Source organism: Nonomuraea turcica (genome assembly GCF_030718205.1).
Classification (GTDB): domain Bacteria; phylum Actinomycetota; class Actinomycetes; order Streptosporangiales; family Streptosporangiaceae; genus Nonomuraea.
The window spans coordinates 44,797-71,218 of record NZ_JAUZQF010000014.1; the positions used below are offsets into that span (position 1 = coordinate 44,797).

General features: G+C 71.8%; 19 protein-coding genes. 11 read left to right on the forward strand and 8 right to left on the reverse strand.

The genetic code is table 11. The annotated features are described in order from the left end of the window. Positions 1-5: 5 nt before the first annotated feature. The 3 genes from Q9G87_RS32740 to Q9G87_RS32750 are packed head-to-tail and all read right to left on the reverse strand — an operon-like array spanning position 6 to position 3,498. On the reverse strand, positions 6-2,036 hold the full coding sequence (locus Q9G87_RS32740) for a xanthine dehydrogenase family protein molybdopterin-binding subunit (RefSeq protein ID WP_305920397.1): 2,031 nt from the start codon (positions 2,034-2,036) through the stop codon (positions 6-8). Beyond that, positions 2,033-3,001 (reverse strand): FAD binding domain-containing protein, encoded by a 969-nt coding sequence (locus Q9G87_RS32745; protein WP_305920398.1) that lies wholly within the window; start codon positions 2,999-3,001, stop codon positions 2,033-2,035. Before Q9G87_RS32745 ends, Q9G87_RS32740 begins: the two co-directional genes overlap by 4 nt. Continuing rightward, positions 2,998-3,498: a (2Fe-2S)-binding protein gene (locus Q9G87_RS32750; RefSeq protein WP_305920399.1), complete on the reverse strand. Its 501-nt coding sequence runs from the start codon at positions 3,496-3,498 to the stop codon at positions 2,998-3,000. Before Q9G87_RS32750 ends, Q9G87_RS32745 begins: the two co-directional genes overlap by 4 nt. A gap of 115 nt (positions 3,499-3,613) precedes the next feature. Here Q9G87_RS32750 and Q9G87_RS32755 point away from each other — a divergent pair, with 115 nt between their 5' ends. From Q9G87_RS32755 to recD2, 3 genes are read left to right on the forward strand one after another with little or no spacing between them, the layout of a single operon-like run. Next, positions 3,614-4,753 carry an acetate/propionate family kinase gene (locus Q9G87_RS32755; protein ID WP_305920400.1) on the forward strand — a complete coding sequence of 380 codons (1,140 nt, stop codon included), beginning with the start codon at positions 3,614-3,616 and terminating at the stop codon, positions 4,751-4,753. Beyond that, a complete protein-coding gene (locus Q9G87_RS32760; RefSeq protein WP_305920401.1) occupies positions 4,750-6,006 on the forward strand; it encodes an erythromycin esterase family protein in 1,257 nt (418 codons plus the stop codon). Before Q9G87_RS32755 ends, Q9G87_RS32760 begins: the two co-directional genes overlap by 4 nt. Positions 6,007-6,042: 36 nt before the next feature. After that, a complete protein-coding gene (recD2, locus tag Q9G87_RS32765) occupies positions 6,043-8,175 on the forward strand; it encodes an SF1B family DNA helicase RecD2 (protein ID WP_305920402.1) in 2,133 nt (710 codons plus the stop codon). Between the two features lie 15 nt (positions 8,176-8,190). Here recD2 and Q9G87_RS32770 read toward each other — a convergent pair whose 3' ends face one another. After that, on the reverse strand, positions 8,191-9,240 hold the full coding sequence (locus Q9G87_RS32770; protein ID WP_305920403.1) for an SRPBCC domain-containing protein: 1,050 nt from the start codon (positions 9,238-9,240) through the stop codon (positions 8,191-8,193). 70 nt (positions 9,241-9,310) lie between these two features. Beyond that, the gene (locus tag Q9G87_RS32775; protein ID WP_305920404.1) at positions 9,311-9,730 is read right to left on the reverse strand and encodes an SRPBCC family protein; all 420 of its coding nucleotides are present in this window, start codon (positions 9,728-9,730) and stop codon (positions 9,311-9,313) included. A gap of 140 nt (positions 9,731-9,870) precedes the next feature. On the opposite strand from Q9G87_RS32775, the gene Q9G87_RS32780 reads away from it, so the two are divergent. From Q9G87_RS32780 to Q9G87_RS32795, 4 genes are all read left to right on the forward strand, one after another. Next, positions 9,871-11,415, forward strand: coding sequence for a TIGR02677 family protein (locus Q9G87_RS32780; protein WP_305920405.1), 1,545 nt, complete (start codon positions 9,871-9,873; stop codon positions 11,413-11,415). Continuing rightward, the gene (locus Q9G87_RS32785; RefSeq protein ID WP_305920406.1) at positions 11,412-12,611 is read left to right on the forward strand and encodes a TIGR02678 family protein; all 1,200 of its coding nucleotides are present in this window, start codon (positions 11,412-11,414) and stop codon (positions 12,609-12,611) included. Before Q9G87_RS32780 ends, Q9G87_RS32785 begins: the two co-directional genes overlap by 4 nt. Then, complete coding sequence (locus Q9G87_RS32790) at positions 12,608-16,921, forward strand: TIGR02680 family protein (RefSeq protein WP_305920407.1); 4,314 nt, start codon at positions 12,608-12,610, stop codon at positions 16,919-16,921. The genes Q9G87_RS32785 and Q9G87_RS32790 overlap by 4 nt, the downstream gene beginning before the upstream one ends. 62 nt (positions 16,922-16,983) lie before the next feature. Beyond that, positions 16,984-18,324, forward strand: a complete 1,341-nt coding sequence (locus Q9G87_RS32795; RefSeq protein WP_305920408.1) for a TIGR02679 family protein — start codon at positions 16,984-16,986, stop codon at positions 18,322-18,324. Between the two features lie 6 nt (positions 18,325-18,330). Here Q9G87_RS32795 and Q9G87_RS32800 read toward each other — a convergent pair whose 3' ends face one another. Continuing rightward, positions 18,331-19,281, reverse strand: coding sequence for a carbohydrate kinase family protein (locus Q9G87_RS32800; RefSeq protein WP_305920409.1), 951 nt, complete (start codon positions 19,279-19,281; stop codon positions 18,331-18,333). A 148-nt stretch (positions 19,282-19,429) separates the two neighbouring features. Here Q9G87_RS32800 and Q9G87_RS32805 point away from each other — a divergent pair, with 148 nt between their 5' ends. Genes Q9G87_RS32805 through Q9G87_RS32820 form a run of 4 tightly spaced genes read left to right on the forward strand, consistent with a single transcriptional unit; the run spans position 19,430 to position 23,261 of the window. Beyond that, a complete protein-coding gene (locus Q9G87_RS32805) occupies positions 19,430-20,419 on the forward strand; it encodes a sugar ABC transporter substrate-binding protein (RefSeq protein WP_305920410.1) in 990 nt (329 codons plus the stop codon). 10 nt (positions 20,420-20,429) lie between these two features. Further along, positions 20,430-21,392 carry an ABC transporter permease gene (locus Q9G87_RS32810; protein WP_305920411.1) on the forward strand — a complete coding sequence of 321 codons (963 nt, stop codon included), beginning with the start codon at positions 20,430-20,432 and terminating at the stop codon, positions 21,390-21,392. Next, on the forward strand, positions 21,389-22,201 hold the full coding sequence (locus Q9G87_RS32815; RefSeq protein ID WP_305920412.1) for an ATP-binding cassette domain-containing protein: 813 nt from the start codon (positions 21,389-21,391) through the stop codon (positions 22,199-22,201). Before Q9G87_RS32810 ends, Q9G87_RS32815 begins: the two co-directional genes overlap by 4 nt. 31 nt (positions 22,202-22,232) lie before the next feature. Then, positions 22,233-23,261: a LacI family DNA-binding transcriptional regulator gene (locus Q9G87_RS32820; RefSeq protein ID WP_305920413.1), complete on the forward strand. Its 1,029-nt coding sequence runs from the start codon at positions 22,233-22,235 to the stop codon at positions 23,259-23,261. On the opposite strand, the gene Q9G87_RS32825 is transcribed toward Q9G87_RS32820, so the two are convergent. Further along, positions 23,242-24,822 carry an AAA family ATPase gene (locus Q9G87_RS32825; RefSeq protein WP_305920414.1) on the reverse strand — a complete coding sequence of 527 codons (1,581 nt, stop codon included), beginning with the start codon at positions 24,820-24,822 and terminating at the stop codon, positions 23,242-23,244. The genes Q9G87_RS32820 and Q9G87_RS32825 overlap by 20 nt on opposite strands. A gap of 285 nt (positions 24,823-25,107) precedes the next feature. Next, on the reverse strand, positions 25,108-26,235 hold the full coding sequence (locus tag Q9G87_RS32830; RefSeq protein WP_305920415.1) for a glycoside hydrolase family 53 protein: 1,128 nt from the start codon (positions 26,233-26,235) through the stop codon (positions 25,108-25,110). Between the last annotated feature and the right edge of the window lie 187 nt (positions 26,236-26,422).

Below are 26,422 nucleotides of genomic sequence, written 5' to 3' on the forward strand. Positions count from 1 at the left end.
CCGGGTCAAAACCTTGGCACGAGGATCTTCGCCGGCGTAATGGGGAGGTCGCGGACGCGGTGGCCGGTGGCGTGGTGGACGGCGTTGCCGATGGCGGCCGCGGTGCCGACGATGCCGATCTCGCCGATGCCCTTGCTCCCCATCGGGTTGAGCCGCTCGTCCTGCTCCTCCAGCCAGACCGCCTCGATGCTCTCGACGTCGGCGCAGGCGGGCACGTGGTACTGCGCCAGGTCGCGCCGCAGGAAGCCGCCGAACTCCTCGTCGGTCTGCGTCTCCTCCATCAGCGCCATGCCCAGGCCCATCGTCATGCCGCCGATGAACTGCGACCTCGCCAGCTCGGCGTCCACGATGTGCCCGGCGGCGAACACGCCGAGCAGGCGTGACACCCGTACCTCACCGGTCACCGCGCTGACCCGGACCTCGGCGAACTGGGCGCCGAAGGCGTGCCTGGCCAGCCGCGTGTCGGCGGCGACCTCCCCGGTGGTGTCGGCGCGGCCCTCCTTGCCGTTCTTCATCAGCTCCTCGCAGGCGCGCACGACGGCCGACCCCCACGAGGCCGTGCCCATCGAGCCGCCGGCGACCGGCGCGGTCGGCAGGTCGCTGTCGCCCAGCTCCACGTGCACCCGGTCGGGGGCGACGCCGAGCGTCTCGGCCGCGATCCTGGTCAGCGCGGTACGCGCGCCGGTGCCGATGTCGGTGGCGGCCACCTGAATGAGGAAGTCGCCGTCCTGCATCGTGGCCAGGGCCTGCGACGGCATGCGCCTGGCCGGGTAGGTGGAGGCGGCCACGCCGGTCCCGACCAGCCACTCTCCTTCCCGCCGGACGCCCGGAGCCGGGTCGCGCCGGTCCCAGCCGAAGCGGCGGGCGCCCTCGCGCAGGCAGGCGACCAGGTTGCGGGAGCTGAACGGCAGGCCGCTGTCCGGCTCGGTCTGCGGGTCGTTGCGGATCCGCAGCTCGACGGGGTCGAGGCCGGCGGCGTAGGCCAGCTCGTCCATGGCGGATTCGAGCGCGTACATGCCGGGGCACTCGCCGGGGGCACGCATCCACGACGGGGTGGCCACGTCCAGCCGGACCAGCCGGTGCGCGGTCCGCAGCGCGGGCGCGGCGTACATGACGCGGGCCGGGGTCGCGGTCTGCTCGGCGAACTCCACAAGCGTGGAGCTCTGCTCGTACGCGACGTGCTCCAGCGCGGTCAGCCGCCCGTCGGCGTCCGCGCCCAATCGCAGCCGCTGGATCGTGGGGGTGCGGTAGCCGGTGACGTCGAACATCTGCTGCCTGGTCAGCGCGACCTTGACCGGCCGGCCCACGGCTCTGGCGGCCAGGGCGGCGAGTACGGCGTGCGGCCGGGTGGTGCCCTTGCTGCCGAAGCCGCCGCCGACGTGCCTGGAGACGACGCGGACGCGGTTCGGCGGCAGGCCGAGCGTCTTGGCGATGATGTCGCGGTCGATGGAGGCGCCTTGCGCCGAGTCGTAGACCAGCAGCCTGCCGTCGGCGGCCCACAGGGCGAGGGCGGCGTGCGGCTCCATCGGGTTGTTGTGCAGGACCGGGGTCGTGTACGTCACGTCGACCGTGGCCGCGGCCTCGGCCAGGCCCGCCTCGAGGTCGCCCTGCTCGGTGTCGGCGGGGTAGTCCGGGTTGACGACCTCCGGCCGGTAGAGGCCGGGGTGGTCGGCGCGCAGGCCGACGTCGTGGTCGGCGGGCTCGTAGGCGACGCGGACGGCGTCGGCGGCGGCGCGGGCGTTCTCGTAGGTGTCGGCGACCGCGGCGGCGATCAGCTGGCCGCGGTAGGCGACGTCGCGGCTCTGGAACAGGGCCAGCTCGGCGTCGGCGTCCTCGGCCAGCTCGGGCGGCTCCTCGACGGACAGCACGCTCAGCACGCCGGGCATGGCGAGCGCCCGGCTCACGTCCACGTGGGTGATGCGGCCCTTGGCGATGCGCGACTGCACGGGATAGGCGTAGGTGACGCCTTCGACCGGGTATTCGGCGGCGTACGTGGCCAGCCCGGTGACCTTGACACGGCCCTCGACGCGGTTCACGGCGTGAGCTCCTCGAGCGTGCTGACGATGAGGTTGCGCGCCAGGGGGACCTTGAAGGCGTTGCGCGGCAGCGGGCGGGCCTGGGCGAGCTCAGCCTCGGCGGCGGCCAGGAACGCCGCGCCGGTGGCCGGGCCGCCGATGATCGCCTCCTCGGCGCGTTCGGCCCGCCAGGGCGCGTGGGCGACGCCGCCGAGCGCGATGCGGCAGCCGGCGACGATCCCGTCACGGACGTCCATGACGGCGGCGATGGACACGAGGGCGAAGGCGAACGACGCGCGCTCGCGTACCTTGCGGTAGGCCGAGGCGCCGGGCGGCGGCGCGGGCAGCTCGACGGCGGTGATCAGGTCGCCGGGCTCCAGGACGGTGTCCTGTTCGGGCGCGTCGCCGGGCAGGCGGTGCAGGCCGGGCATCGGGATGATGCGGTCCCCGGCCGGCCCGGTGACGTGGACCTCGGCCTCCAGCGCGGCCAGCGCGACGGCCAGGTCGGAGGGGTGGGTGGCCACGCAGGCGTCCGAGCGGCCGAGCACGGCCAGGTTCGCGTGGTCGCCCTCGATCGCGGGGCAGCCGGAGCCGGGCCGGCGCTTGTTGCACGGCCTGCTCACGTCCTGGAAGTACGCGCATCGGGTGCGCTGCAGCAGGTTGCCGGCCACCGTCGCCATGTTGCGTACCTGGCCGGAGGCGCCGCTGAGCACCGCTCGGGCCAGCATCGGATAGCGGGCGCGGACGAGCGGGTCGGCCGCCAGATCGCTGTTGCGTACCGCGGCGCCGATCCGCAGCCGGTCGCGGATCTGCTCGATCGCGTCGAGCGGCAGGCGGCTGACGTCCACCAGGCGGTCGGGCTCGGCCACGCCGAGCCGCATGAGATCGACCAGGTTGGTGCCGCCGCCCAGGTACATGGCGCCCGGCCGGAACCGGCGTACCGCGTCCGGCGGGCTGTCGGCGCGGGCGTACTCGAACGACCTCACCGCGCCACCCCCGTGACCGTGCCGGCGATCGCGCTGACGATGTTGACGTAGGCACCGCACCTGCACAGATTGCCGCTCATCCGCTCCCTGATCTCCGCGGGCGTCAGATCGGGGTCGACCAGGATGTCCTCGGTGACGGCGCTCGGCCCGGGCTCGCCGAGCATGCCGGTCGCCGAGCAGAGCTGCCCCGGCGTGCAGTAACCGCACTGGAACGCGTCGTGCTCGATGAACGCCGCCTGCAGCGGATGCAGCTCGTCACCGCGGGCCAGGCCCTCGACGGTGGTGATCTCCGAGCCCTCCATCGCGACCGCCAGCGCCAGGCAGGAGTTGGCCCGCCGCCCGTCGATGAGCACCGTGCAGGCCCCGCACTGGCCGTGGTCGCACCCTTTCTTCGCGCCGATCAGCCCCAGCCGTTCGCGCAGCAGGTCGAGCAGCGACATCCGGGGGTCCACGTCCACCGCGCGCGGGACGCCGTTGACCTGAAGGGTGATGTTCATGGCGCTTCGACTACCCGGCCTCCTCACGAGACAACCTCTGACCGCGGTAAAGCCAGATCGGCTATTCGTCCGGATACGTCCGTTTTGTGGTGGCAGTGGCGGGTAGCCGAGCCCCATGAGCGGGGCGATCGAGGAGCAGATGGCCGAGCCGGCGGCGATATTGACCGTCAACGCCGGTTCGTCGAGCCTGCGCCTCGATCTGGTGCAGGGCGGGAGCGTGCTGGACAGCGCGCACGCCGAGCGCGCAGTCGATCCCGGCACGGCCAGGGACGAGGTGTCGGCCTTCCTCGGCGGGCATTTCGACCGCGACATCCGGGCGGTGGCGCACCGGCTGGTGCACGGCGGCGAGATCGTGCGGACCGCGACGGTGGCCGACGACGAGACCGTGGCGGCGCTGCGTGAGGTGAGGAGTCTGGCGCCGCTGCACCTGCCGCCCTCGCTGGCGCTGCTGGCGGCGGCCCGCGAGGAGCTGCCTGCCGTGCCGCACGTGTTGTGCCCGGACACCGCTTTCCACGCCGGCCTGCCGACGGCGGCCGCCACGTACGCCCTGCCGCGGGAGTGGCGCGAGCGGCACGGCCTGCGTCGTTACGGCTTCCACGGCCTGTCCTACGCGTGGGCCGCCGACCGGGTGGCCGAGTTGCTCGGCCGGCCCGTGGCCGAGCTGGAGCTGGTGCTGGCGCACCTGGGCGGCGGGTGCTCGGTGTGCGCGGTCTCGGGCGGGCGCAGCCTGGACACCTCGATGGGGTTCACGCCGCTGGACGGCGTGCCGATGAGCAAACGCTCGGGCAGCGTCGATCCCGGCATGCTGGTGTGGTTGTTGTCCGAGGGCCACCTGTCGCTGGAGGAGCTGGGCGAAGGACTGGAACGGCGATCCGGGCTGCTGGGCCTGTCGGACGGCCGGTCGGGGGACACCAGAGACCTGGTCGCCGCCGAGCGGGACGGGGACGAGGCGGCCGCGCTCGCGCTGAGCGTGTTCGCCCACCGGGTGAGCAGGGAGATCGCCGCCGTGGCCACGTCGCTCAGCCGCATCGACGCGCTGGTGTTCACCGGGGAGATCGGCTGGGACCAGCCCGAGGTGCGCGAGGCGGTGTGCCGCCGCCTCGGCCTGCTCGGGGTTCAGCCGCCCGCCGGCGGCAACCGTCACGAGGACGGCCCGGTCAGCGCGTACGGCGTCCCTGTCATGGTGGTCCAGGTGCGGGAGGAGCTCCAGCTCGCCCGCGAATGCCTCCAAGTGCTCGCGGAGGAGGAGGAATGACGAGCATCGACGAGGTGCGGAGCTCCGCTCTGCCGCTGACCCGCACCGACGACCTCGACCCGCTGCTCGAACGCATCGGCGACGCCCGGTTCGTGCTGATCGGCGAGGCCAGCCACGGAACGCACGACTTCTACGCCTGGCGGTGCGACCTGACCCGCCGGCTGATCGAGGAGAAGGAGTTCACCTTCATCGGAGTCGAAGGGGACTGGCCCGACTGCGAACGGGTCAACCAGGCCGTCACCGCCGACACCGACCCGTTCGAGGCCCTGTACGGCTTCGCCCGTTGGCCGACGTTCATGTGGGCCAACCACGAGGTCGTGGACTTCTGCCGCTGGCTGCGGCTCTGGAACGCCAAACTGCCGCACCCCGAGCGCTGCGGCTTCTACGGGCTCGACGTCTACAGCCTGTGGGACTCGCTGCGCGCCGTACGCCATTACGCCGCCGCCCACCTGCCCGCGCAACTGGAGGCGGTGACGGACGCCCTGCACTGCTTCGAGTCCTACGGGCACGACCCGCAGCAGTACGGCCTGGCCACCCGGCTGGTGCCGGACACCTGCGAGGACGAGGTCGTGAACCTGCTCGCCGCGGTGCGCAGGGCGGCGCCCGAAGACCTCGGCGTGCGGCAGAACGCCGAGATCGTGGCCGGCGCCGAACGCTACTACCGGGCCATGGTCCGCGGCGGGCCCGAGTCCTGGAACGTCAGGGACGTGCACATGGCCGACAGCCTGGACCGGCTGGCGAGCATGCGCGGCCCCAAGGGGATCGTGTGGGCGCACAACACGCACGTCGGCGACGCCCGCGCCACGGACATGGCGGCGGCCGGGATGACCAATCTGGGACAGCTCGCCCGCGAACGGCACGGCGACGCCGTGGTGCTCGTGGGCTTCGGCAGCCACCGCGGTTCGGTGGTGGCCGCGGACCGGTGGGGCGCGCAGCATCACGTCATGCCGGTGCCGGCCGCGCGCCCGGCGTCCCTGGAGGCGCTGCTGCACGAGGCGGACCTGCCCGACGGCCGGGCGCTGTTCGTCGTGCCCGCCGGCTCCAGGCCGATGTGGTACGACGAGCCCATGGGGCACCGGGCCATCGGCGTGGTGTACCACCCGGAGCGGGAGCGCTGGGCGAACTACGTGCCGACGGTCGTGGGCCGCCGCTATGACGCCTTCATCTGGCTGGAGCACACCAAGGCGCTGCATCCGCTGCACGGCGAGCCGTGGGGCGACCTCGAGCCGGAGACCTATCCGACCGCCATGTGATGCCGTTTGTCGGTCGCGGGTGGTTTGATCTCTGCTGTGGAGGCGTCGGTCGAGCAGCTCGTCTACGTCCGGGAGGACGAATACACCGTCGCGCGCATGAGCGCCGACGGCATGGCCGATTTCGTGGCCACGGGGCGGGCCCTGGCCGGGGTGCAGCCGGGCGAGACGCTGCGGATCTTCGGCGACTGGAGCCGGCATCCGCGTTACGGCCGGCGGTTCGCGGTCACCGGCTGTGAGCGGGTGACGCCGTCGTCGGTGCGGGCGATCCGCATCTACCTGGGGTCGGGGCTGGTCAGGGGGATCGGGCCGCGGCTGGCGTACGCGATCGTCGACCACTTCGGCGAGGCCACGCTCAAGGTCATCGACACCGAGCCGCAGCGGCTCACCGAGGTCGTCAACATCGGGCCGCTGCGGCAGGCGCAGATAGTCGAGGCGTGGCGCGAGCAGAAGGCGATCGCGGCGCTGATGGTGACGCTGCAGGGGCTCGGGGTCAGCCCGCTGCTCGCGGCCAAGATCTACCAGGCGTTCGGCCAGGACGCCGACGAGGTGCTCGCCACGGACCCCTACCGGCTGATCGGGCGGGTGAGGGGCATCGCCTTCCGCATCGCCGACCGGATCGCGCTGCAGGCAGGCGTGCCCGAGCGCAGCCCCCAGCGGGTCAAGGCGGCGCTGCTCGACCGGCTGGAGGCGGCCGCCACCCGCGACGGGCACTGTTATCTGCCGGTGCCCACGCTGGTCGCTCAGGCGGCGGAGCTGATCGAGCAGGAGCAGGACCTGGTGCGGCCGATGCTGGACGCGCTCGTCGCCGAGCGCCGGCTGGTCGTCGAGACCTCGCCGGAGCAGCCGGGGCAGATGGTCGCCTACGCCAAGCACGTGCACGCCCGCGAGGGCGCGCTCGCCGCCCAGCTGGCACGGCTCGCGCAGGCGCGTTCGACGCTGCCGCTGCGCTCCTTCCACGAGGACCCCACGCTGCACGACGATCAGCGCGCGGCCGTCACCATGGCGCTGACCAGCACCGTTTCGATCATCACCGGCGGACCCGGGTGCGGCAAGAGCCACACGGTGAAGGCCATCGCGACCATCGTCAGGGCGGGAGGCGGCACGGTCACCCTCACCGCCCCGACCGGCAAGGCGGCCAAACGCCTGTCCGAGCTGACCGGGCTGCCGGCCATGACCGTGCACCGCATGCTCGCCCAGCAGCCCGACCCGGACCCGGAGACGCTCTTCGACGAGCGGCCGTCGCAGGCCGACCTCATCGTCGTCGACGAGGCGTCCATGCTCGACCTGCACCTGGCCACCCGGCTGGCCGCCGCCGTCCCGGCGGGCAGCCACCTGCTGCTCATCGGCGACAGCGACCAGCTGCCCAGCATCGGGGCCGGCGACGTGCTGGCCGACCTGCTGCGGGTGCCGGAGATCGCGCGGGTCCAGCTCACCCACGTCTTCCGCCAGTCGGGCGGCAGCGGCATCATCGACGCCGCCTACCGCATCCGCGCCGGCCGCATGCCGGCGACGCCGGGACGAGGCGGGTTCTGGTTCGAAGAGCTGGACGATCCCGAGCAGGTCGCCCGGCGCGTCGCCCACCTGGCCATGGTCGCGATCCCGCGCAAACAAGGCGTCGAGCCCGGCCAGGTGCAGGTGCTGTGCCCGATGCGCAAGGGCGAGACGGGCGCCACCTCGCTCGGGCGGCTCATCCAGGACCAGCTCAACCCGGCCGCCGACGACAAGCCCGAGCACTGGTCGGGGGCGACCGTGTTCCGGGTGGGCGACCGGGTCATGCCGATCCGCAACAACTACGACAAGGGCGTCTTCAACGGCGAGACCGGGACGGTCACGGACGTGGAGCCAGCCGAGCGCACGATCACCATCAGAACCGACGACGGGGAGAGCGTGCACTACGGGTTCGACGAGCTCGACGATCTGACCCACGCCTACGCGATCAGCGTGCACCGTTCGCAGGGCAGCGAATATCCGTTCGTGGTCGCGCCGATCGTCGCCGAGTCCGGCGGGATCATGCTGCGCCGCAAGCTCCTCTACACGCTGGTGACCCGGGCCAAGGCCTGGGTGGTGCTGGTGGGGCAGCGTGAGGCGCTGGAGCTGGCGGTGCACCGGGTGGGCCACCGCCGCAACACGGGCCTGGCGCGCCGCCTGTCCTTGGCCCTGGAGTCCTGACCCCTGCGTGAACGCCTAGAAGACGGCGCTGTCCTCGACGTACCGGCGGAGGTCGGCCAGGTGCATCAGCCAGCCCGCGCGGTGCTGCGCGGCCAGGGCCGCGCCGTCCGGCAGCGCCCCCCAGCCCGTGTGCAGGATCCGGACCATCGTGGAGCCGCCGATCTCCGTGAGCTGGATCTCGGCCCGGGTCGCGGCCGACCAGCCCTCGTCCGCCCACGACAAGACCAGCAGATGATCGGCGACGACCTCGATCACCTTTCCGCTCGTGCGCGCCTGCCGCCCGCCGTCGTCGGTCCAGCGCTCCTCGAACCGTCCGCCGGCGGTCGCGTCGAGGTCGAGGTGACCCCACCAGCCGGCCCGGATCTCGGCGATGACGATCGCCTGCCACACGTCCCGTGCCGGCGCGACGATCGCGATCGACTCGTCGACCAAGGGTTCCTTCCGCTGCTCGCCCATGGTGGTCATCCTGCCGATGGCCGGCCGGTCCGGCAGGCCCTCCTGGGGCGTGGCCGTCGCCTGCGCGGACGCCGATCGGACCGTCTCATCGACCAGCAGCCCGGCCTCCTGCAGGATCAGCTGGACGATCTCCTCCAGTGGGCTGCTCTCGCCGATGATCGTCTCGTGCACGTCCGGCAGGACGTCCCCCTTGACATACCACTGCAGCATCTCCTCCGGGCCGAACCGGGCGCGCTGCGGCCGGGTCTCGTGCCGGCGCAGCGTCTCCTCCCAGGAGACGTCGAGGTAGTAGCAGAGCGTCCTGCCGCGGTGGTCGCGGCACAACGCCTGAAGCGTCTGCCCGTAACGGCTGCCGGCGAGGATGCCTTCCAAGATCACGTGGTAGCCGGCGTCCAGGGCGTGCCGGCACATCACGTCCAGGAGGCCGATGTTCACACCGCCCGGCCGGTCCAGCTCGCGGAGTATGTCGCGACGGACCACGTCCTGGCTGATCACGGCCATGCCCCGGCGGCCGTAGGCCTCCCGCACGGCGTGTGCCACGGTGGATTTGCCCGAACCGGAGTTGCCGCGGATGACGATGAGGGTCGTGTCCTGTGATCCGGTGAGCACGGGACGACGGTACCGAATCAGGACGAGCGGTGGTGGGGGCTTACCGAATCCCGCTCGATCGGCCGGCGCGTCAGCCGGCTCCCTGGACGCGGTGGGCCACCTCGTCGGCCAGGCGGTCGAGGGAGCGGTCGAGCAGCTCGCGGACCTCGTCGGCCCGGGGTCCCGAGTCCGGTTCGTCGAGCAGGGAGATGTGGACGGTCACCTCGCTGGTCCCGCTCGCCGAGTCCGCCACCTGCAGCCAGCCGGCGTAGTCGGGGTGGTCACGGCCGCCCCACTCCACCCGCAGTTGCTCCTCCGAGGCGCGGAACAGCCCCTCGTGCGTTCCCTCGCCGGGCACCAGGTCGCCGTCCGCCTCGACCGTGCCGGGGCCGGCGTCGGTGACGTGCAGGCCCCGGGGCAGCCAGCGGTCCATGACCGCGACGTCGGACGCGACGCCGTACACGATCGTGCTGGTGGCCGGCATCCCGCGCGTCGCCTCGAACTCAGCCACGTCCGTCCCCCTTCTCATCGCCCGGCCCGGGCCAATGGTGGCGCCGTACCCGTGTGATCTGATCGCAAACCGCGGCCGTCCTGTCGGCGTTCCCCGCTACGGTTTGCGGTGGCGGGAAGCATGAGGAGGGGAGCAGAGCGATGGCCGAGCTGCCGCGAGTGCCGCCGGAGATGTTCCGGTTCACCACCACGGAGAGGGCGGATCTGCATACCGCCGTGCTCTACGCCTTCGGGGAGGCCAACGAGCGGCTGGAGACGGCGCTCACCCTTGACGAGGTGCGGGAGCGGCTGCGGAGCGTGGGGTGGTACGCGCCGATCGCCGAGCAGGATCTGGCCGGCACGCTCAAGCAGCTCGTGGGGTGGCGGCTGCTGGACGTGATCTTCAATCACGCCGGCAGCTTCGCCACGGCCGAGGAGTACGAGCGGAAAAACCTGCAATATTCGCTGACCAAGCGCGGCGAGGCGGCCTTCGCCGGAGTGCAGCACGCGATGGCGATGCTGGCCTCGGCGGGGGCGCTGCAGACCGCGGTGCTGGATGCCATCGCCGACCGGCTGGGGGAGCTCGAAGAGCTGCTTGGGGACCCCGACCCGAGCCGTAACCGGCGCATCTTCACCAGCCTGCAGGAGCTCGAGGCGCATCTGGACGGGCTGCGCACCAACACCAAGCAGTTCAACGGGGAGCTGCAGCGGCTGCTGCGCGTCGAGGGGACGGATCTCACGACGTTCCACGAGGTCAAGGCCGCCACGGTGGCTTATCTGCAGGAGTTCGTGACCAATCTGGAGCAGCGGGCGGACGTCATCGCCGCCGCGCTGAGCGGGGTCGCCCGGCACGGAGTGAGCGTGGTGCACGCACGGGCGCTCGACGGGGCCGACCTGCCGGCGATGCCAGGAGTCGATCACGCCACGCCGTGGCTGGCGGTCCGGGCGGCGCGGTGGGAGGGGCTGCGGCTCTGGTTCGCCCCCGAAGACGGGGGCGTCCCGCGAGTGCGGCAGCTGCACCATGTGGCGCGGCGGGCCATCGTGTCGTTGCTGCAGGTGCTCGACCGGATCACCGACTCGCGCCGGCGCTCCTCCAGCGCCGCGGCCGACTTCCGCACCCTGGCCCGCTGGTTCGCCACGGCGGCGGGCGAGGAGGACGCGCACCGGCTGTGGGACGCGGCCTTCGGGCTCGGGCCGGCCAGGCACGCGCATCTCGGTCACGCCGATGCCGAGCTCATCCCGGCCGGAGTGCCGTGGGCGGAGGCCGAGCCGGTCGAGGTGTCGGCATTGCTGCGGTCGCGGGGACGCACCGAGCGGATGGGCCGCACGGGGAGAGTGCGTGATGTGGTGGCGTTGCGGGCCGAGCGGCGGGCCAGGGCGGAGAAGGAGCGGGCCGAGCTGGAGGCCGCCTGGTCGGCGCTCGCCACGACCGGGGCGATGCGGCTGTCGCAGCTGGGGGAGCTCGACCACGACACCTTCGGCCGGCTGCTCGACCTGCTGGGGCGGGCCCTGGCCGAGCGGCCGGACTCGACCGGGTTTCGGCGGGCCGTGACCTCGGACGGACGGGTGGAGATCGTGCTCCGGGCCCCGGAGGACGGGGCGGTCGCGGTGGTGCGCACCTCGGAGGGATGGTTCAGGGGGCCCGACTACCTCATCGACATCCGCTCGCTCAGGCTGGGCGCGCGCGCCGGGGCGGTGGGCGCGTGAGCACTCTCGCCAACCAGCTCGTCCGGGCCGAGAAAGAGGAGATCGCGCGGGCGATCAGGACGCTCCTCGGCCGGCCGCTGGTGTCCCTGCACGACGATCCGGCCGCGTTCGACCTGATCAGGAAACGGCGGCAGCCGCTCACTCAGTGGTTCGACTACTTCTGCGGGTGGCGGCTGGTCGTGGAGCCGCGTCAGGGCTACGCCCGCCTGGTCAAGGTCAGGTCCGAGGCGAGCGCGACCCGGCCCGCCCGGCGGCGGCGCACGACGCGGGCGCCGTTCGATCGCCGCCGCTACACGCTGCTGTGCCTGTGCGCGGCCGAGCTGCTCACCTCACCGGTCACCACGATCGGGATGCTGGCCCAGCGCGTGGTGCAGGCGGCCGGGGTCGAGCCGGGAGTGCCGGCGTTCGACCCGGTCAGGGGCGAGGAGAGGGCGGCTTTCGTGGACGCGCTCAAACTGCTCGAGCACTACGGGGCGGTCACGGCGATGGACGGGACGACCGACTCCTACCTGGACGACGAGGACGCCAAAGTGCTCTACCGGGTCGACACCACCCGCGTGATCAGGCTGCTGGCCGCGCCGGTGCCCCCGTCCCGGATCGCGGCGGCGGGACAGGGCGCCGACCTCGCCGCGCTCACCGCGGAGACCCGCTACGGCGGCGACGAGCCCACCGAGACCCAGCGCAACCTGTGGGCCAGGCACTCGATCATCCGCCGCCTGCTCGACGAGCCCGTCGTCTACCGCGAGGAGCTGACGCCCGCCCAGTCCGCGTACGCGGCCTCGCTCACCGGCCGCCAGATCATCCGCCGCGCCGCCGAGGAGGCGGGTTTCGTGCTGGAGGAACGCGCGGAGGGTTTCCTGCTCGTCGACTCCGACTCCACCGCCACGGACGCCAGGTTCCCCGACGACTCCAGCCATGCCAAGGTCGCCGCCCTCCTCCTGCTCGACCTGCTGGTCTCCGCCGGCCCCGTGACCGCGGCCCGGCTCGACGCCGAGGCCGCCGGCCTGCTGCGCCGCTTCCCCCAATGGGCCAAGGCCTACCAGTCGGACGGCGGCGGGCCGCGGCTGGCCGCCGACGCGCTGGAGGCGCTCATGCTGTTCGGGCTGGCCCGCCGCACCGGTGACCAGGTCGCCGCCCTGCCGGCCGCCGCACGCTACCGGGTCGATCGCGGCACGGACCTCGTGGAGGACGAATGACAGTCACCGAGCTCACCTCCGCCCGGGCCGGGCACGGGGGAGAGGGCCGCTGGACGCCCGTACGCGCCGGGATCCTCAACGTCTGGCGCTACTACGACGAGGTGTTCGAGTTCCACCGGGGCCGGCTGCTGCTGCGCGGGCCCAACGGCAGCGGCAAGTCGAAGGTGCTGGAGCTGCTGCTTCCTTACGTGCTCGACGCCAGCCTCAAGCCGAGCCGGCTGTCCACGTTCGGCGGCACCGAGCGCACCATGCACTGGAACCTCATGGGCGACGGCGCCACCGGCACCACCCGGGTCGGCTACGTGTGGCTGGAGTTCCGCCACTCCGATGGACGCTGGTTCACCTGCGGCGCCCGCCTCCAGGCCACCATCCACACCAAAAACGTCACCGTCACCTATTTCACGACTGAAGCCCGCATCGACACGCCGGACGGCATCCGTGTCAGCGGCGAAGGCGGCCAGCCCCTGACCAAGGCGCAGCTCGTCGAGGAGCTCGGCACGACCGGCAAGGTCCACGACTCCGCCGACGCCTATCGCACCGTCGTCCGCCAGACGCTCTACCGGGGACTCAACGAGCAGCGCTACGACTCGCTGCTCACCGCCCTGCGCCAGCTCCGCACCCCCAAGCTGTCCGAACGCCTCGATCCCGGCCTGCTGTCCGACCTGCTGTCGAGCGCCCTGCCGCCGCTCGGCGAGGGCGAGATCCACGAGATCGCCGAGGGGTTCGAGCGGCTCGACCGGCAGCGCGAGGAGCTGCGCCTGCTCGATCGGGACGTGGAGGAGGCCGACCGGCTCGCCGCCCGGCAGCGCGGATACGCCCAGCGCGTCCTGCGCGCTGCGGCGGCCGCCGTGACCTCGGCCGGCTACACCATGGACTCCCTCGCCGCCGAGGCCAAGGCCAAGCGAGAGTCTCTGAAGGAGGCCGAGGACGAGCTGCTGGCCGCCACGGCGCGGCTGGGGGAGGAGGAGGCCCAGGAGCTGGCGCTGGCGGCACAGATCGACGGGCTGAAGGAGAGCGAGGCTTACAAGGCGGGCAGCGACCTGCACCGGCTCCGCACCGAAGCGCAGAGCGCCCACGAGAGGGCAGCCGGACTCCGCGACCAGGCGGGGACGGCGGCCCGGTCCGCCACCGGCAAGCAGGAGGCGGCGGCGCACGCCGAGGCGGCCGCCCGCACGGCCGCGGCGCTCGCCGACCGCGCCCGCACCGAAGCCCGCCACGCGGCCGAACGCGCGGGGCTGCTCGCAGTTCACGAGGAGAGCGAGCGCGCCGGCCGGCCCGCGTCTCCCAACGAGGGCGCCGGCCGGGCCGCGTCTCCCAACGAGGGCGCCGACCGGGCCGCGTTTCCCGACAAGGGCGCTGACCTGCACGCGTCTCCCGGCCGGCGCGCCACGCAGGGCGCCTCTCGCGACGAAAGTGGCAGGGGCGGTGGCGCCGGGAGATCCATGTCCGGCCCCGAAAGCCCTCATGCCGACGCCGCGCGCAGGCCTCGAGCCGGCGACGACGCCGGGGCGGGCGGCGACGACCGACTCGGCGTCGCCTCGCCGTCTGTCGCCCTGGCGAGCGTGCGCGACGGCGAGGAAGCCGTGCGCCGCGCGCGGGAGCTGCTGCGGGCCGCCGTGACCAGCCGTGCCGCCCAGATCAGGGAGGTCAGGGCCGCCGCCCTGACCCACGAGGAGGCGATCAACCGTCGCACCGCAGCCGAGCAGGACCGTGACCGGGCCAGAGACGGCCTCGCCACCGCCCAGCAGGCCCACGACCAGGCCGAACGCCTCCGCGACGAGCGCGCCCGCGACCTGGCTGCCGCCCTGGCCGACTGGGCGAGCGGCTGCACCCAGCTCCGGCTCGACCCCGATGAGCTGGCCGGCCTGGTGGACCGGTTCGAGCAGGCCGACGAGCTGGTCGGCACGGCCCGCACCACGGCCGCCGTCCGGCTGGCGGCCAGGGAGCAGGAGCTGACGACGTTCCACGAAGGGCTCATGGCCGAGCGCGCCGAGCTGGCCGGGGAACGCGAAGGGCTCGACGGGCAGGGAGTGCTGGAGCCGCCTGCCCCGCACACCCGTACCCCCGCCGCGAGGGACGGACGCGCAGGCGCGCCGCTGTGGCGGGCGGTGGCCTTCAGATCCGGCATCGACCTCGTCGCCCAGGCCGGGGTGGAGGCCGCACTCGAGGCCGCGGGCCTGCTCGACCTGTGGCTGCTGCCCGACGGCGGGTTCGACGCGGGCGAGCACGATGCCTTCGCCGTGGCCGCGTTGTCGCGGCCCGCGCCCGCCTACAGCCTGGCCCACGTGCTGATCCCCGAGCCCGACTCCCCGGCGCCGGCCGACACCGTGTTGTCCGGCATCGCGTTCGCGCCCACCGCGATGGGCGTCGACCATCCCGCCGTCATCGGCGCGGACGGCACCTGGCGGCTCGGCCCCGCCGCCGGTCGCTGGGTCAAGCCCGAGCCCTCCTACATCGGCGCCGCCGCCCGCGAACGCGCCAGGCGCCGCCGCATCGCCGAGCTGGACGAGCGGCTGAGCGAGCTCGCGGGCCTGATCGCCGACTGCGACCACCTGCTCGCCGTGCTCGCGGGTGACCGCGACACGCTGGCCGCCGAGCTGCGCCGCAGGCCGGACCGCAGACCCTACGCCGAGGCTCTCCAGGCCCTCGACGGCGCGGTGAAGAAGGTGGCGCTGCTGGAGGACCAGCTGCGGGCGCAGGAAGGCCGGCTGCACGAGCGCGAGAAGGAGGCCGGCAGGTCGCTGCGGCGGCTCACCGAGCTGGCGGCGGGACATGCTCTCCCGACCGCGCTCCCCGCGCTGGACAACCTGGAGGAGGCGCTCCGCACCGCCGAGACGGCGGGCGCCGTCTGGCACGACCGCCGCGGCGACGCCCGGGCCGCCCGCGACCGCGCCGACGCCGCCGCCGAGACCGCCGGCGAATACCAGGACCTGGCGGTAAGGGCCGTCGAACGCGCCGAGGAGGCCGCGGCCGCCGCCGTCGTGCTGGCCGAGCGGCTGGCCGCCATCGAGTCCACGGTCGGCGCCGAGCACCTGCACGTGCTCGAGCAGCTGCACGCGACCCAGACCGCCCACCAGGCCTGCCGCCGCCTCATCAAGTCGATCCACGACGACCTGGCCCAGCTCAACGCCCGGCTGGGCCGGCTCAAGGGCGAGCTGGGCACGGCCGAGGACAAACACGCCGAGGCGGGCCTGGCACGGGAGGCGGTGTCCGAACGTTTCCGCCGCCTGGCGGCCGGGCACCTGCCCGCGGACGCGCGGGTGCCCGTCGAGCTGGCCCCGGACGCCGGGGTGCGGGCGGTGCTCGAGGCGGCCAGGGCCGTGGCCGAGCGGCTGGCGGCGGTGCCGTACGAGAACAAGAACGTCAGGGAAGCCGAGGCCCGGCTGCAGGACGCCTTCCACCACGCCAGGGAGACCCTCGCCGACCGGGCGGATCTGGAGCTGGCGCCCGACGACGACGTCCAGGTCCTGACGGCCACCGTCGGCGGTGTCCGGGCCGGGGCGGCCGCGCTGAGCACGGCGCTGCGCAAAGAGCGTGACGAGCGGCGCTCGGACATCACGGAGGCGGAGCGGGACCTGTTCGATCGCACGCTCGCCGGGGACACGCGGCGGCATCTCGCCGACCGGATCAGGCAGGCCACCGCGCTGGTCGAGGGCATGAACCAGCGCCTCGAACGCGTCCGCACCGCCTCCCGGGTGGCGGTGCGGCTGGTGTGGCAGGTGGATCCGGCCCAGTCCGCCGGCACCCGGGCCGCCCGCGACCTGCTGCTCCGCGACCCGGCCGGGCTGAACGAGGCCGACAAGGAGGCCCTCTATGTCTTCTTCAGGGATCGGGTGGAGGAGGCGCGGGCCGACAACTCCGCGGCGAGCTGGGAGGACCAGCTGATGAAGGTGCTCGACTACACGGCCTGGCACCGGTTCATGGTCAAGCTCGATCGCGGGGACGGGCAGGGGTGGCAGGATCTCACCAGGAAGCTGCACGGGGCGCTGTCGGGTGGGGAGAAGGCGATCGCGCTGCACCTGCCGCTGTTCGCCGCGGTGGCCGCGCACTATCAGACCGATCCTGGGTGCCCGCGGTTCATCCTGCTGGATGAGGTCTTCGTGGGGGTGGACCGGACGAATCGGGGGCAGGTGTTCGAGCTGCTGGTGGATCTGGGGCTGGATCTCGTGCTCACGTCCGACCACGAGTGGTGCGAATACCGTGAGCTGGACGGGATCGCGATCCACCAGCTCATCACGGGGGATGGCGACGACGCGGTGACGACGGCCCGCTTCGTCTGGACCGGCTACCGTACGGTGGCGACCGAATGACCCCCTCCGGCTCGGCTGCCTCCGGCTCGGCTGCCTCCGGCTCGGCCGTGTCTGATCCGGCCGTGTCTGACCCGATCGCGTCCGACCCGATAGCCTTCGGCCCAGCCGTGTCCGACCCGGCCGTGTCCGACCCGATCGCCTCCGACCTGGTTGCGTCCGATCCGACCGTGTCCGACCCGGCCCCATCGGATCTGCCGGGGGTCTACGAGGCGGCCTTGGGCCGGACCGCGGCCGATCGGTTGCCCGATGATGCGCTCGCTGTCCCGGAGCGGCTGCGGGCGGCGGGGCTGCGGCCGGTCTGGGCGGCCCTGCACGAGCGGCTCTCCTCCGGCCACCAGGTCAGCCGCGTCAAAGTCACCGGTCTGGAGGACGAGCAGCAGGCCGCCGTGGCCGACCTGCTCGGCCTCGACCGCTACCCGGGCCCGTCGACCACCATCGACGTGGCCCGGCTGGAGGCCGCGCTGGGCGGGCTCGACGTCCGTGCCGTCACCGAAGCGTTGATCGGCCCGCTCGACGACCGCAGGCGCCGGCGAGCCGAGCGGCGGCAGGAGCGCGAAGCACTGCTGGACTGGTTCACCACCCACCCGGTGGTCACCGCCGAGCCGGCGCTGCTGGCCCTGTCCGCCGTCCGCGCCGGCCGCGAGCTTCTCCACCAGACCCTCGCCGTGCTCGCCGCACTACCTGCCTCGGGACGGCCGCTGGCGGCGCTCGCGGCCGACGTGACCGGCGACCCGCACGCCCTGGACGACGGCACCCGGCTGTCCTCCCTGGTGCTAAAGGCCCTGTCGACGCTCTACGACGTGCCCGCGCCAGAGGGCGCCGAGGCCCGGCGGGCGCTGTGGGAGCGGGCGGGCGTGGCCTGCGACGCCCTGTCCACGACGGTCCTGGTCGCCGGCTTACGGCCCGCCGGTGACTCCGCCCTGGCCAGGGTCCTGCGGATCTGGGACGGCCAGGCCAGCGTCATCACCCTCGCCCAGCTCCGGCAGGGCGTCTTGGAGCTGCGGGAACGCGACGTGTGGGTGGTGGAGAACCCGTCCGTCCTGGCGCTAGCCCAGCAGCGCTTCGGCACGTCGTGCCCGCCCATGGTGTGCACTTCCGGATGGCCCAACAGCGCCGCCATCCGCCTGCTCCGCTCCCTGCCCGGCACCAGGCTGCACTACCACGGCGATTTCGACGGCGAAGGGCTGCGGATCGCCGCCTACACCATGGCCAAGACGGGCGCCGAGCCGTGGCGCATGTCCACGGCTGACTACCTGGGAGCTCTGGGGGAGGGCAGCACCCTGTCACCTGGTCGGGTGACGGACGCGCCCTGGGATTCTGGGCTGGCCCCTGCCATGCGATCACATGGCCTCGCCGTCCCGGAGGAACTGGTCGCGGAACAGCTGCTCGACGACCTCGCCTGACCGTGCTCAAAGAGCGGCGAGCTGGGTCGCCCACGGTGGGTTCGCACCCGGAACCGAGCACGTCATCGCTGACACCTGAACCGCGAACTCCGCCGCCTCGACCGCCGCACCAAGCGTGAGATTGCCGAGACGGCCGCCCAGCAGCCCCTTGGAGCCGAGGCTGTGCAGCAGGCCGGCCGTGAAGGAGTCGCCCGCGCCGACCGTGTCCACGACGTCGACCTCGGGAGCCGGGACAGTCGTGCGCTCGCCGTCCAGCGACACCACTGCGCCGGCCGCGCCCTTGGTGATCACGATGAGCCGGGCGCCGGCCTCGTGCCAGTCGTCGCAGGCACGTGCCAGAGTCACGCCCGGCACCAGGAATCCCAGGTCGTCGTCGCTGAGCTTGAGGATGTCGGCCCACTCACACCACCGGGCCACCGGGTAGTCGTCCCGGGAGGCGAGCGTGGGGCGGACGTTCGGGTCGAGGGAGATCGTGGCGTGCCCGGCGGCGGCCCGCGCGAACTCCTCGATCGCCGCCCGCCCAGGCTCCCTGGCCAGGGCGAGCGAACCGGTGTGCAGACATGCCGCCGCGCCGAGCAGGGCGGAGTCCAGCTCGTACGGCGTCCACTGCCAGTCGGCGGTCCCCTCCGCGTAGAAGGTGTATTCGGCCTGCCCCCCGGCGTCCAGCGCGGCGACCGCGAGCGTGCTGGGCTCCTTGGCGTCGACGGATGCCGACAGATCGACGCCCGAGGAGGCGAGGTGCTCCCGGAACAGCCCGCCGAACACGTCCCCCGAGATTCGGCCGAGGAACCGCGTGGGGGTGCCGAGACGGGCCAGGGCCACGGCCGTGTTGGCGGGCCCGCCGCCGGGAAGCACGCGCAACGCCAGCCCACCCGGATCCGCGCCGGCGGAGTGCCGTTCGGTGAAGCCGTCGGCGACGCATTCGCCCAGGACAGCGATCATCTGGCCTGCCTTCATGGGCCCGCCTTTCCAGCGCGTTGCCGATTTGTTACGGCATGGGGGCATTGACGTTTCTCGGACGGGAGTCCATCATCGCAGCACGGCGGATGTCAACGTTGACATATGTCATCGTTGACATTGAATCCCCCCAGATAGGAACGCGCTCATGAACGCAAAACTGCCGGCCGGCCTGCTCATCACCGCCCTCCTCGTCACCGGCTGCGGAGGCGGAGGCGGCACCGAGACCGCCGCCACCACGACCCCAAAGGTCGGCTTGATCACCAAGACCGAGACGAACCCGTTCTTCGTCAAGATGAAGGAGGGTGCGCAGAAGTCCGCGCAGGCCAACGGCCTGGAGCTGATGAGCGCCGCGGGCAAGTTCGACGGCGACAACGCCTCTCAGATCACGGCGATCGAGAACATGGTCGCCGCCGGCGTGAAGGGCATCCTCATCACGCCGAGCGACACCAAGGCCATTGTCCCGGCGATCAAGAAGGCGCGGGACGCGGGCGTGCTCGTGATCGCGCTCGACACGCCCACCGAGCCGCAGGAGGCCACGGACGCGCTGTTCGCCACCGACAACTTCAAGGCCGGCGAGCTGATCGGCCAGTACGCCAAGGCGGCCATGGCCGGCAAGCCCGCCAAGATCGCCACGCTGGACCTGGCACCAGGCGTCACGGTCGGGCAGCTCAGGCACGACGGCTTCCTCAAGGGGTTCGGCGTCCCGGCGGGCGACCCGTCGGTCGTCTGCTCCCAGGACACCCAGGGCGACCAGTCCAAGGGCCAGACCGCGATGGAGAACTGCCTGCAGAAGGCTCCTGACATCAACGTCGTCTACACGATCAACGAGCCCGCCGCGATGGGCGCGTACACGGCGTTGAAGGCCAAGGGCCGCGAGAAGGACGTGCTGATCGTCTCTGTGGACGGCGGCTGCGCCGGCGTCAAGGCCGTGCAGTCGGGCCAGATTGCCGCCACCAGCCAGCAGTACCCGCTCAAGATGGCCGAGGACGGTGTCAAGGCGGTGGCCGAGTTCGCCAAGGCCGGCAAGAAGGCCTCCGGTTACACCGACACCGGCGTCACGCTGATCACCGACAAGTCCGTCACCGGCGTCGAGGCCAAGGACACGGCCTTCGGCCTGGCCAACTGCTGGGGCTGACATGGCCGTCATGGAAGCGACGCTGCCGCGTCGCCTGATCTCGACACCGGTCGCGGGCCCGGCGATCGCGCTCGTGCTGGCCTGCGTGTTCTTCGCGCTGAACAGCCCTCAGTTCCTCACCGGCCCCAACTTCTCGCTGATCATCCAGCAGGTCATGGTGGTCGGCACGCTCGCCATCGGGCAGACCCTGATCATCCTCACCGCGGGCATCGACCTGGCCAACGGCGCGATCATGGCGTTCGGCGGGATCGTGATGACCAAGCTTGCCGTCGACAGCGGCCTGCCGCCGCTGCTCGCGGTGGCCGCCGGGCTCGCCGTCTGCGCCGGGTTCGGGCTGGTCAACGGGCTGCTGGTGATGAAGATCTCGTTGCCGCCGTTCATCGTGACGCTGGGCATGCTGAACGTGGTCTTCGCGCTCACCCACATCTACTCCAACGAGCAGACGATCACGGACTTGCCGCCGCTGCTGACGTTCCTGGGGCAGACGTTCCAGATCGGGCAGACGAACGTCACCTACGGGTCGCTGCTGACGATCCTGCTGTTCCTGCTGTTCGCGTACCTGCTGGGGTCCACGGCGTGGGGCCGGCACGTGTACGCGCTCGGCAACAGCCCCGAAGTGGCCCGCCTGACCGGCATCCAGACGCGGCGGCTGCTCGTGGGCGTCTACACCCTTGCCGGTTTCGTGTACGGCATCGCGGCCCTGCTGCTCGTCTCCCGTACCGGCGTCGGCGACCCGCAGGCGGGCCAGACCGACAACCTCGACAGCATCACCGCGGTCGTGCTCGGCGGGACGAGCCTGTTCGGCGGGCGCGGCCTGGTGATCGGCACCCTCGTGGGCGCCCTCATCGTGGGGGTGTTCCGCAACGGCCTGCAGCTCATGGGCGTACCGTCGATTTACCAGACGCTCATCACCGGCATCCTGGTGATCCTCGCGGTCGCCGTCGACCAGCTCTCCCGCAGGAGGAACCGATGACCACCCCGGTGCTCCAGGCCCGTGGCCTGGTCAAGAGGTACGGCCACGTGACCGCGCTCGACGGCGCCGACTTCGACCTGATGCCCGGCGAGGTGCTCGCGGTCATCGGCGACAACGGCGCGGGCAAGACCAGCCTGATCAAGGCGCTCACCGGCGCGCTCCAGCCGGACTCCGGCGAGATCATGCTCGACGGCAAGCCGGTGCGCCTGCGATCCCCGATCGACGCGCGCCGGCACGGCATCGAGACCGTCTACCAGGAGCTCGCGGTCGCGGCCTCCCTCGACATCGCGACGAACATGTTCCTGGGCAGGGAACTCCGCAAACCAGGCATCCTCGGCAGCGTCTTCCGCATGCTCGACAAGAAGCGTATGCGCGAGGAGTCCGCCAAGCACATGGCCTCGCTCAAGATCGGGCTGCGCTCGCTCACGCAGCCGGTCGAGTCACTGTCCGGCGGGCAGCGGCAGGGCGTGGCCGTGGCCCGGGCCGTGGCGTGGGCCACCCACGTCGTCGTCATGGACGAGCCCACCGCGGCCCTCGGCGTCAAGGAGTCGGGCCAGGTCCTCGACATGATCAAGCGCGTCCGCGACGGCGGCACGCCGGTCGTGCTGATCAGCCATAACATGCCGCACGTATTCGAGATCGCCGACCGCATCCACGTCCAGCGCCTCGGCCGCAGGGTCGCCCAGATCAAGCCGGGCGACCACAGCATGGCCGAGGTGGTGGCCATCATGACCGGGGCGCTCCAGGTGACGGAGGGCAAGGCCGTGGTGGCGGACAAGGGCGCGGCGGAGGCGATCGGCTTGTCCTGACGGATGATCGGCGGCCACTAGCATGGCTCAAATGCGGCGTCCGACGATGACAGACGTGGCCCGCGAGGTCGGGGTCACGGCGAAGACCGTCTCGCGGGTGCTCAACGACGACGGCCCCGTCGCCGTCGAGACCCGCGAACGCGTCATGGAAGCCGTCAGGAAACTGGGCTACCAGCCCAACCTGATGGCCCGCAACATGCGCGTCGGCGCGCGGGACGCCGCGATCGGCCTGGTCATCCCCGAAATGGGCAACCCGTTCTTCGGCACGGTCGCGGGCGGCGTCGAGAGCGTCGTACGCGCCCGCGGCCTCACCCTCATCGTCGGCTCCTCCAGCGAGACGCCCGACCTGGAGCAGTCGCTGATCGCGACGTTCCTGGCCCGGCGGGTGAGCGCCCTCATGGTCGTGCCCTCGGCCGCCAGCGACCACCGCCACCTGCGCACCGAACGCGTCGCCGGCCTGCCCATCGTCTTCCTCGACCGCCCCGCGGTCGGCCTGACGGCGGACTGCGTTGTGAGCGCCAACAGAGAGGGCGCCAGGGCCGGGGTCGCGCACCTCATCACCCACGGCCACCGCAGAATCGGCTTCATCGGCGACCTCCCCTCCACCCTCTACACCCGCCGCGAACGCTTCCAGGGCTACCGCGACGCCCTCGACCACGCCGGCCTGTCCTTCGACCGCGCCTTAGTGGAAACCGGCCACGACCAGGAGGCCGCCCAGTTCGCCGCCCTGCGCCTGCTGTCCCTCCCCGACCCGCCGACCGCCCTGTTCGCCGGCAACAACCTGGCGTCGATGGGCGCGGTGGTGGCCCTGTCCCGATCGGGGCGGAAGGACGTGGCCCTGGTCGGCTTCGACGACCTGCCCCTGGCCGAATGTCTGGACCCGCCGCTGACCGTGGTGGCCCAGGACCCGGCGGGGTTGGGGGTGGTGGCGGCGGAGCTGGTGCTGGACAGGCTGGACGGCGACAAATCCAAGGCCCGCCGGTCGCTGGTCCCAACCCGCTTGATTGTGCGAGGCTCCGGCGAAGTCCCCGCACCCGCAGTCAGGCGCGCATCAAGGTGACCTGCCGGCCGGAGGGAGTGCTGGCGGACGTGACATCCGTACGTTCGGCCGCGGGCGGGGCATCCGGCCGGGTGTCGAAGACGATCAGGACACCGGTGTCCAGGTCGAGATGGTCGAGATACCGGTCCAACTGGGCCAGGCCCTCGGAGACGGGGTCGGGGCGGCCCGGGCGGTCGGCCTTGAGCTCGGCGGCTTCCCACTGCCACACGCGCTTGCCGTCGCCGTCGCGGTACGGCCAGCGGACGCACAGGTCGATCCGCCCCCGCCCCAGGGCGTACTCACGGTCGATGATCCCGCCGCCGTTGACGACCCGGTGCAGGAATCCCATGAAGACCAACTGGGCGGCGGCCTCGGTATAGGCCTGGCCGCCTGTGAGGATCTCCCCATCCTTGCGCCAGAACGCCGCGAACTCCTCCACCAGCCTGGCCATGTCCAGCCGCCCGTCCGGCGTGACGAAGCTGCGTGGCTCCACGACGAGCTGGTCCTCGACCTGCGCCGCGAGCACCCGGGTGATGACCTCCTGGTAGATCGGGTTGGCGATCTGCAGCGGCTTGCTTCGCGTGATCAGGCCGAGGTCGCGCACGTAGGAGACGTCGTCGTGGTAGACGGCCACATCCTCGCTCGCCACGGTCAAGCCCGCGAGCATCGGCTCGATGATCCGCTTCACCCGCGGCTCATACAGCCGGGCCGCCAAGGAGTCCAGATGGGTGGCCCGCTGCCGGATCAGCCGCTCGACCGCCTCGTCCATCAGCTCATCGGTGATCAGGCCGGTGATCCCCCGCTCACTGATGATGTCGTAGGCGAGGGCGTTGACCAGCCACGGCTGTCCCTGACTCGCCTCGAACGCGCGCCCCACCGCCGCCGGCTCGAACTCCTGGCCGGTGGCCTCGGTGTGCTGGCCGTACAGCTCGGCCACTTGATCATAGGTGAAGTCCGCGAGCCGCATCGACACCTTGATGTTGAAGGGGGAGGAGGAGACCAGCCGCTCAGGGTTGCCGCCCGACGCGGCCTTGTAGTCCCGCACATCGCGCATCCCGCACACCGCCACGCTCTGCGGGAACGGCGCCGGACGGCTGTTGTGCCCGTCACGCAGCTGCCGTAGCACATTCACCAGATCGTCACCCTGCAGCGCGTCGATCTCATCGAGGAAGAGCACGACCGGACGTGGTGAGCGCTGCGCCCACTCTCTCAACCCGTGCAGCACTCGGTTCCCCTCCGGGGCATCCGGCCACGGCGTCGGTGGCAGACACTCCTCCGGTAGCCCGGCAAACGCGGCCATCTGGCTGAGGCTCGCGAGAATCCGATCCTCCGCGGGCGCGGAACCGCGGTGGGCGGTCGAGGCGGCCTCGCATGAGGCGTAGACCGCGGCGTACTCGCCCTCGGCGCTCAGCGTTTCCGCATATGCCTTGATCGTGGTCGTCTTCCCCGACTGCCTCGGCGCGTGCACGACGAAGAACTTCTCCTCCTCGACCATCCGGCGCACCTTCGGCAACCGGGCCAAGGGCTCCAGCATGTAGTGGCGCTGCGGGCGGCAAGGGCCGGTGGTATTGAAGAACCTCACGCACTGCATATTAGTCCACTGCGCTCCGTGACAACCGCCCTTCAGCGGATCGTCATCCTGCTTGCCATCCGAGGAGTTCGGCACGGCCCTCGAACGGTCGGCCTTCCAGAATGAGCACGGCCGAGCCGGTGCCACATCGGCACCGGTCTTCGCCGTGGCCCGCATCATGGCGGCATAGATCGCCGACCTGCGCTTTCGCGGTCCCCTAGAGCGGGCGGAGCAGCGGGTCGGGCGGCGTATCGGGGGAGGAATCGCCGCCGCTACACCGCCCTGAAGAGGCACGTCCTACGGGTTCCACCTGATGTTGGGGTTGATGCCGCCGGTCCAGTTGAAGGTGGCCATGTTGTCCCACTGGTTGCCGGTGCCGTTCATGTTGGCCGGGTCCCACCCGTTACCGGTGATGGCGTACCAGGTCGGCTCCCAGTAGAAGACCCCGATGGCTCCGGCGTTGCGCGCGGTGTTCTGGACGGCGGTGAAGTTGCTCGCCTGGCCCTGCCACGTCGCCGGATAACCCGAGCACGGCGCCGAGCCGTTCACCACGTTCGCCTCGCCGTCGGCGTTGGCCGCGGTGAACGGGTAGGCGGTCTCGGCCACGATGACGGGCTTGCCGTAGCGGGTTCGCGCGTCGTTGAGCACCGTGGACAGGTTGGACAGCGAGCCGTGCCACATGCAGTAGTACGACAGGGCGGTGATGTCCCAGGGCACGCCCTTCGCGCGGATTCCGTCGTAGAACCAGCGCGCGTTGGCGAGGCTGTTGGCGTTGGCGGTGTGGATGATCACTTGGGTGCCGCTGTTGCAGGCCTTGGTCGCGTTGTAGCCGGCCTTCAGCAGCAGGCTCAGGTTGGTGAAGTCGTTGTTGACGACCCTGCCGTCGTTCCAGAGCATCCCGACGTTGATCTCGTTGCCGATCTGCACGCTGTCCGGCGTGGTGCCCTGCGCCTTCAGGCTGGTGCAGACGTCGTAGGTGTAGTTGTAGACGTCCGTCTGGAGCTGGCTGATGCCGTGGCCGGCCCAGGCCGCCGGTTTGTACTGCTTGCCGGGGTCGGCCCAGGTGTCCGAGTAATGGAAGTCGATCATCAGGCCGAGGCCCCTGGCCTTGACCGCCCGGGCGTACGCCAGGACCTTCGCCTTGTTGTTGTATCCGCTCGCCGGGTTGTTCCAGATGCGCAGTCGCACGTAGTTGACTCCGACACCGGTGAGGATGTCCAGCGGGTCGGCGGCCGTGCCGGCGGCGTTGTAGTACCTGGCTCCGAGGTCCAGGCTGCGCTGGACCGAGGAGATGTCGGCGCCGCGCATGGTCAGCGTGGCGGCGGAGGCGGGTGGGGGACTCGCCGGTATGAGCGCGAGCAGCATCACCAGCGTCAGCAGGAGCGTGACCCCGGTTCTCCTCCATAAGCAGTGGTAGACGGCCATTCCGATCTCCTTGACCAAGAAACGGGTGGGGGGTGGTCTTGATCCGCTGCTTCTGTGAACGCTCACGGACGGATGTGATGAAGACAGGCCAGAAAAACGCCCCTCTAGGGGCAAAGCCGACGTTCTCAGACTGTGAACGTTCACAGATTTTCTTGAGCATGAGGATAAAGAAGAATCCGGCACGGGG

Excerpts from the sequence above, each read along its gene's own strand:
- Q9G87_RS32750 (WP_305920399.1), bottom strand. The coding sequence starts at position 3,498 with ATGAACATCACCCTTCAGGTCAACGGCGTCCCGCGCGCGGTGGACGTG.
- Q9G87_RS32755 (WP_305920400.1), top strand. The coding sequence starts at position 3,614 with ATGAGCGGGGCGATCGAGGAGCAGATGGCCGAGCCGGCGGCGATATTG.
- Q9G87_RS32760 (WP_305920401.1), top strand. The coding sequence starts at position 4,750 with ATGACGAGCATCGACGAGGTGCGGAGCTCCGCTCTGCCGCTGACCCGC.
- Q9G87_RS32780 (WP_305920405.1), top strand. The coding sequence starts at position 9,871 with ATGGCCGAGCTGCCGCGAGTGCCGCCGGAGATGTTCCGGTTCACCACC.
- Q9G87_RS32790 (WP_305920407.1), top strand. The coding sequence starts at position 12,608 with ATGACAGTCACCGAGCTCACCTCCGCCCGGGCCGGGCACGGGGGAGAG.
- Q9G87_RS32800 (WP_305920409.1), bottom strand. The coding sequence starts at position 19,281 with ATGAAGGCAGGCCAGATGATCGCTGTCCTGGGCGAATGCGTCGCCGAC.
- Q9G87_RS32805 (WP_305920410.1), top strand. The coding sequence starts at position 19,430 with ATGAACGCAAAACTGCCGGCCGGCCTGCTCATCACCGCCCTCCTCGTC.
- Q9G87_RS32810 (WP_305920411.1), top strand. The coding sequence starts at position 20,430 with ATGGAAGCGACGCTGCCGCGTCGCCTGATCTCGACACCGGTCGCGGGC.
- Q9G87_RS32815 (WP_305920412.1), top strand. The coding sequence starts at position 21,389 with ATGACCACCCCGGTGCTCCAGGCCCGTGGCCTGGTCAAGAGGTACGGC.
- Q9G87_RS32820 (WP_305920413.1), top strand. The coding sequence starts at position 22,233 with ATGCGGCGTCCGACGATGACAGACGTGGCCCGCGAGGTCGGGGTCACG.
- Q9G87_RS32830 (WP_305920415.1), bottom strand. The coding sequence starts at position 26,235 with ATGGCCGTCTACCACTGCTTATGGAGGAGAACCGGGGTCACGCTCCTG.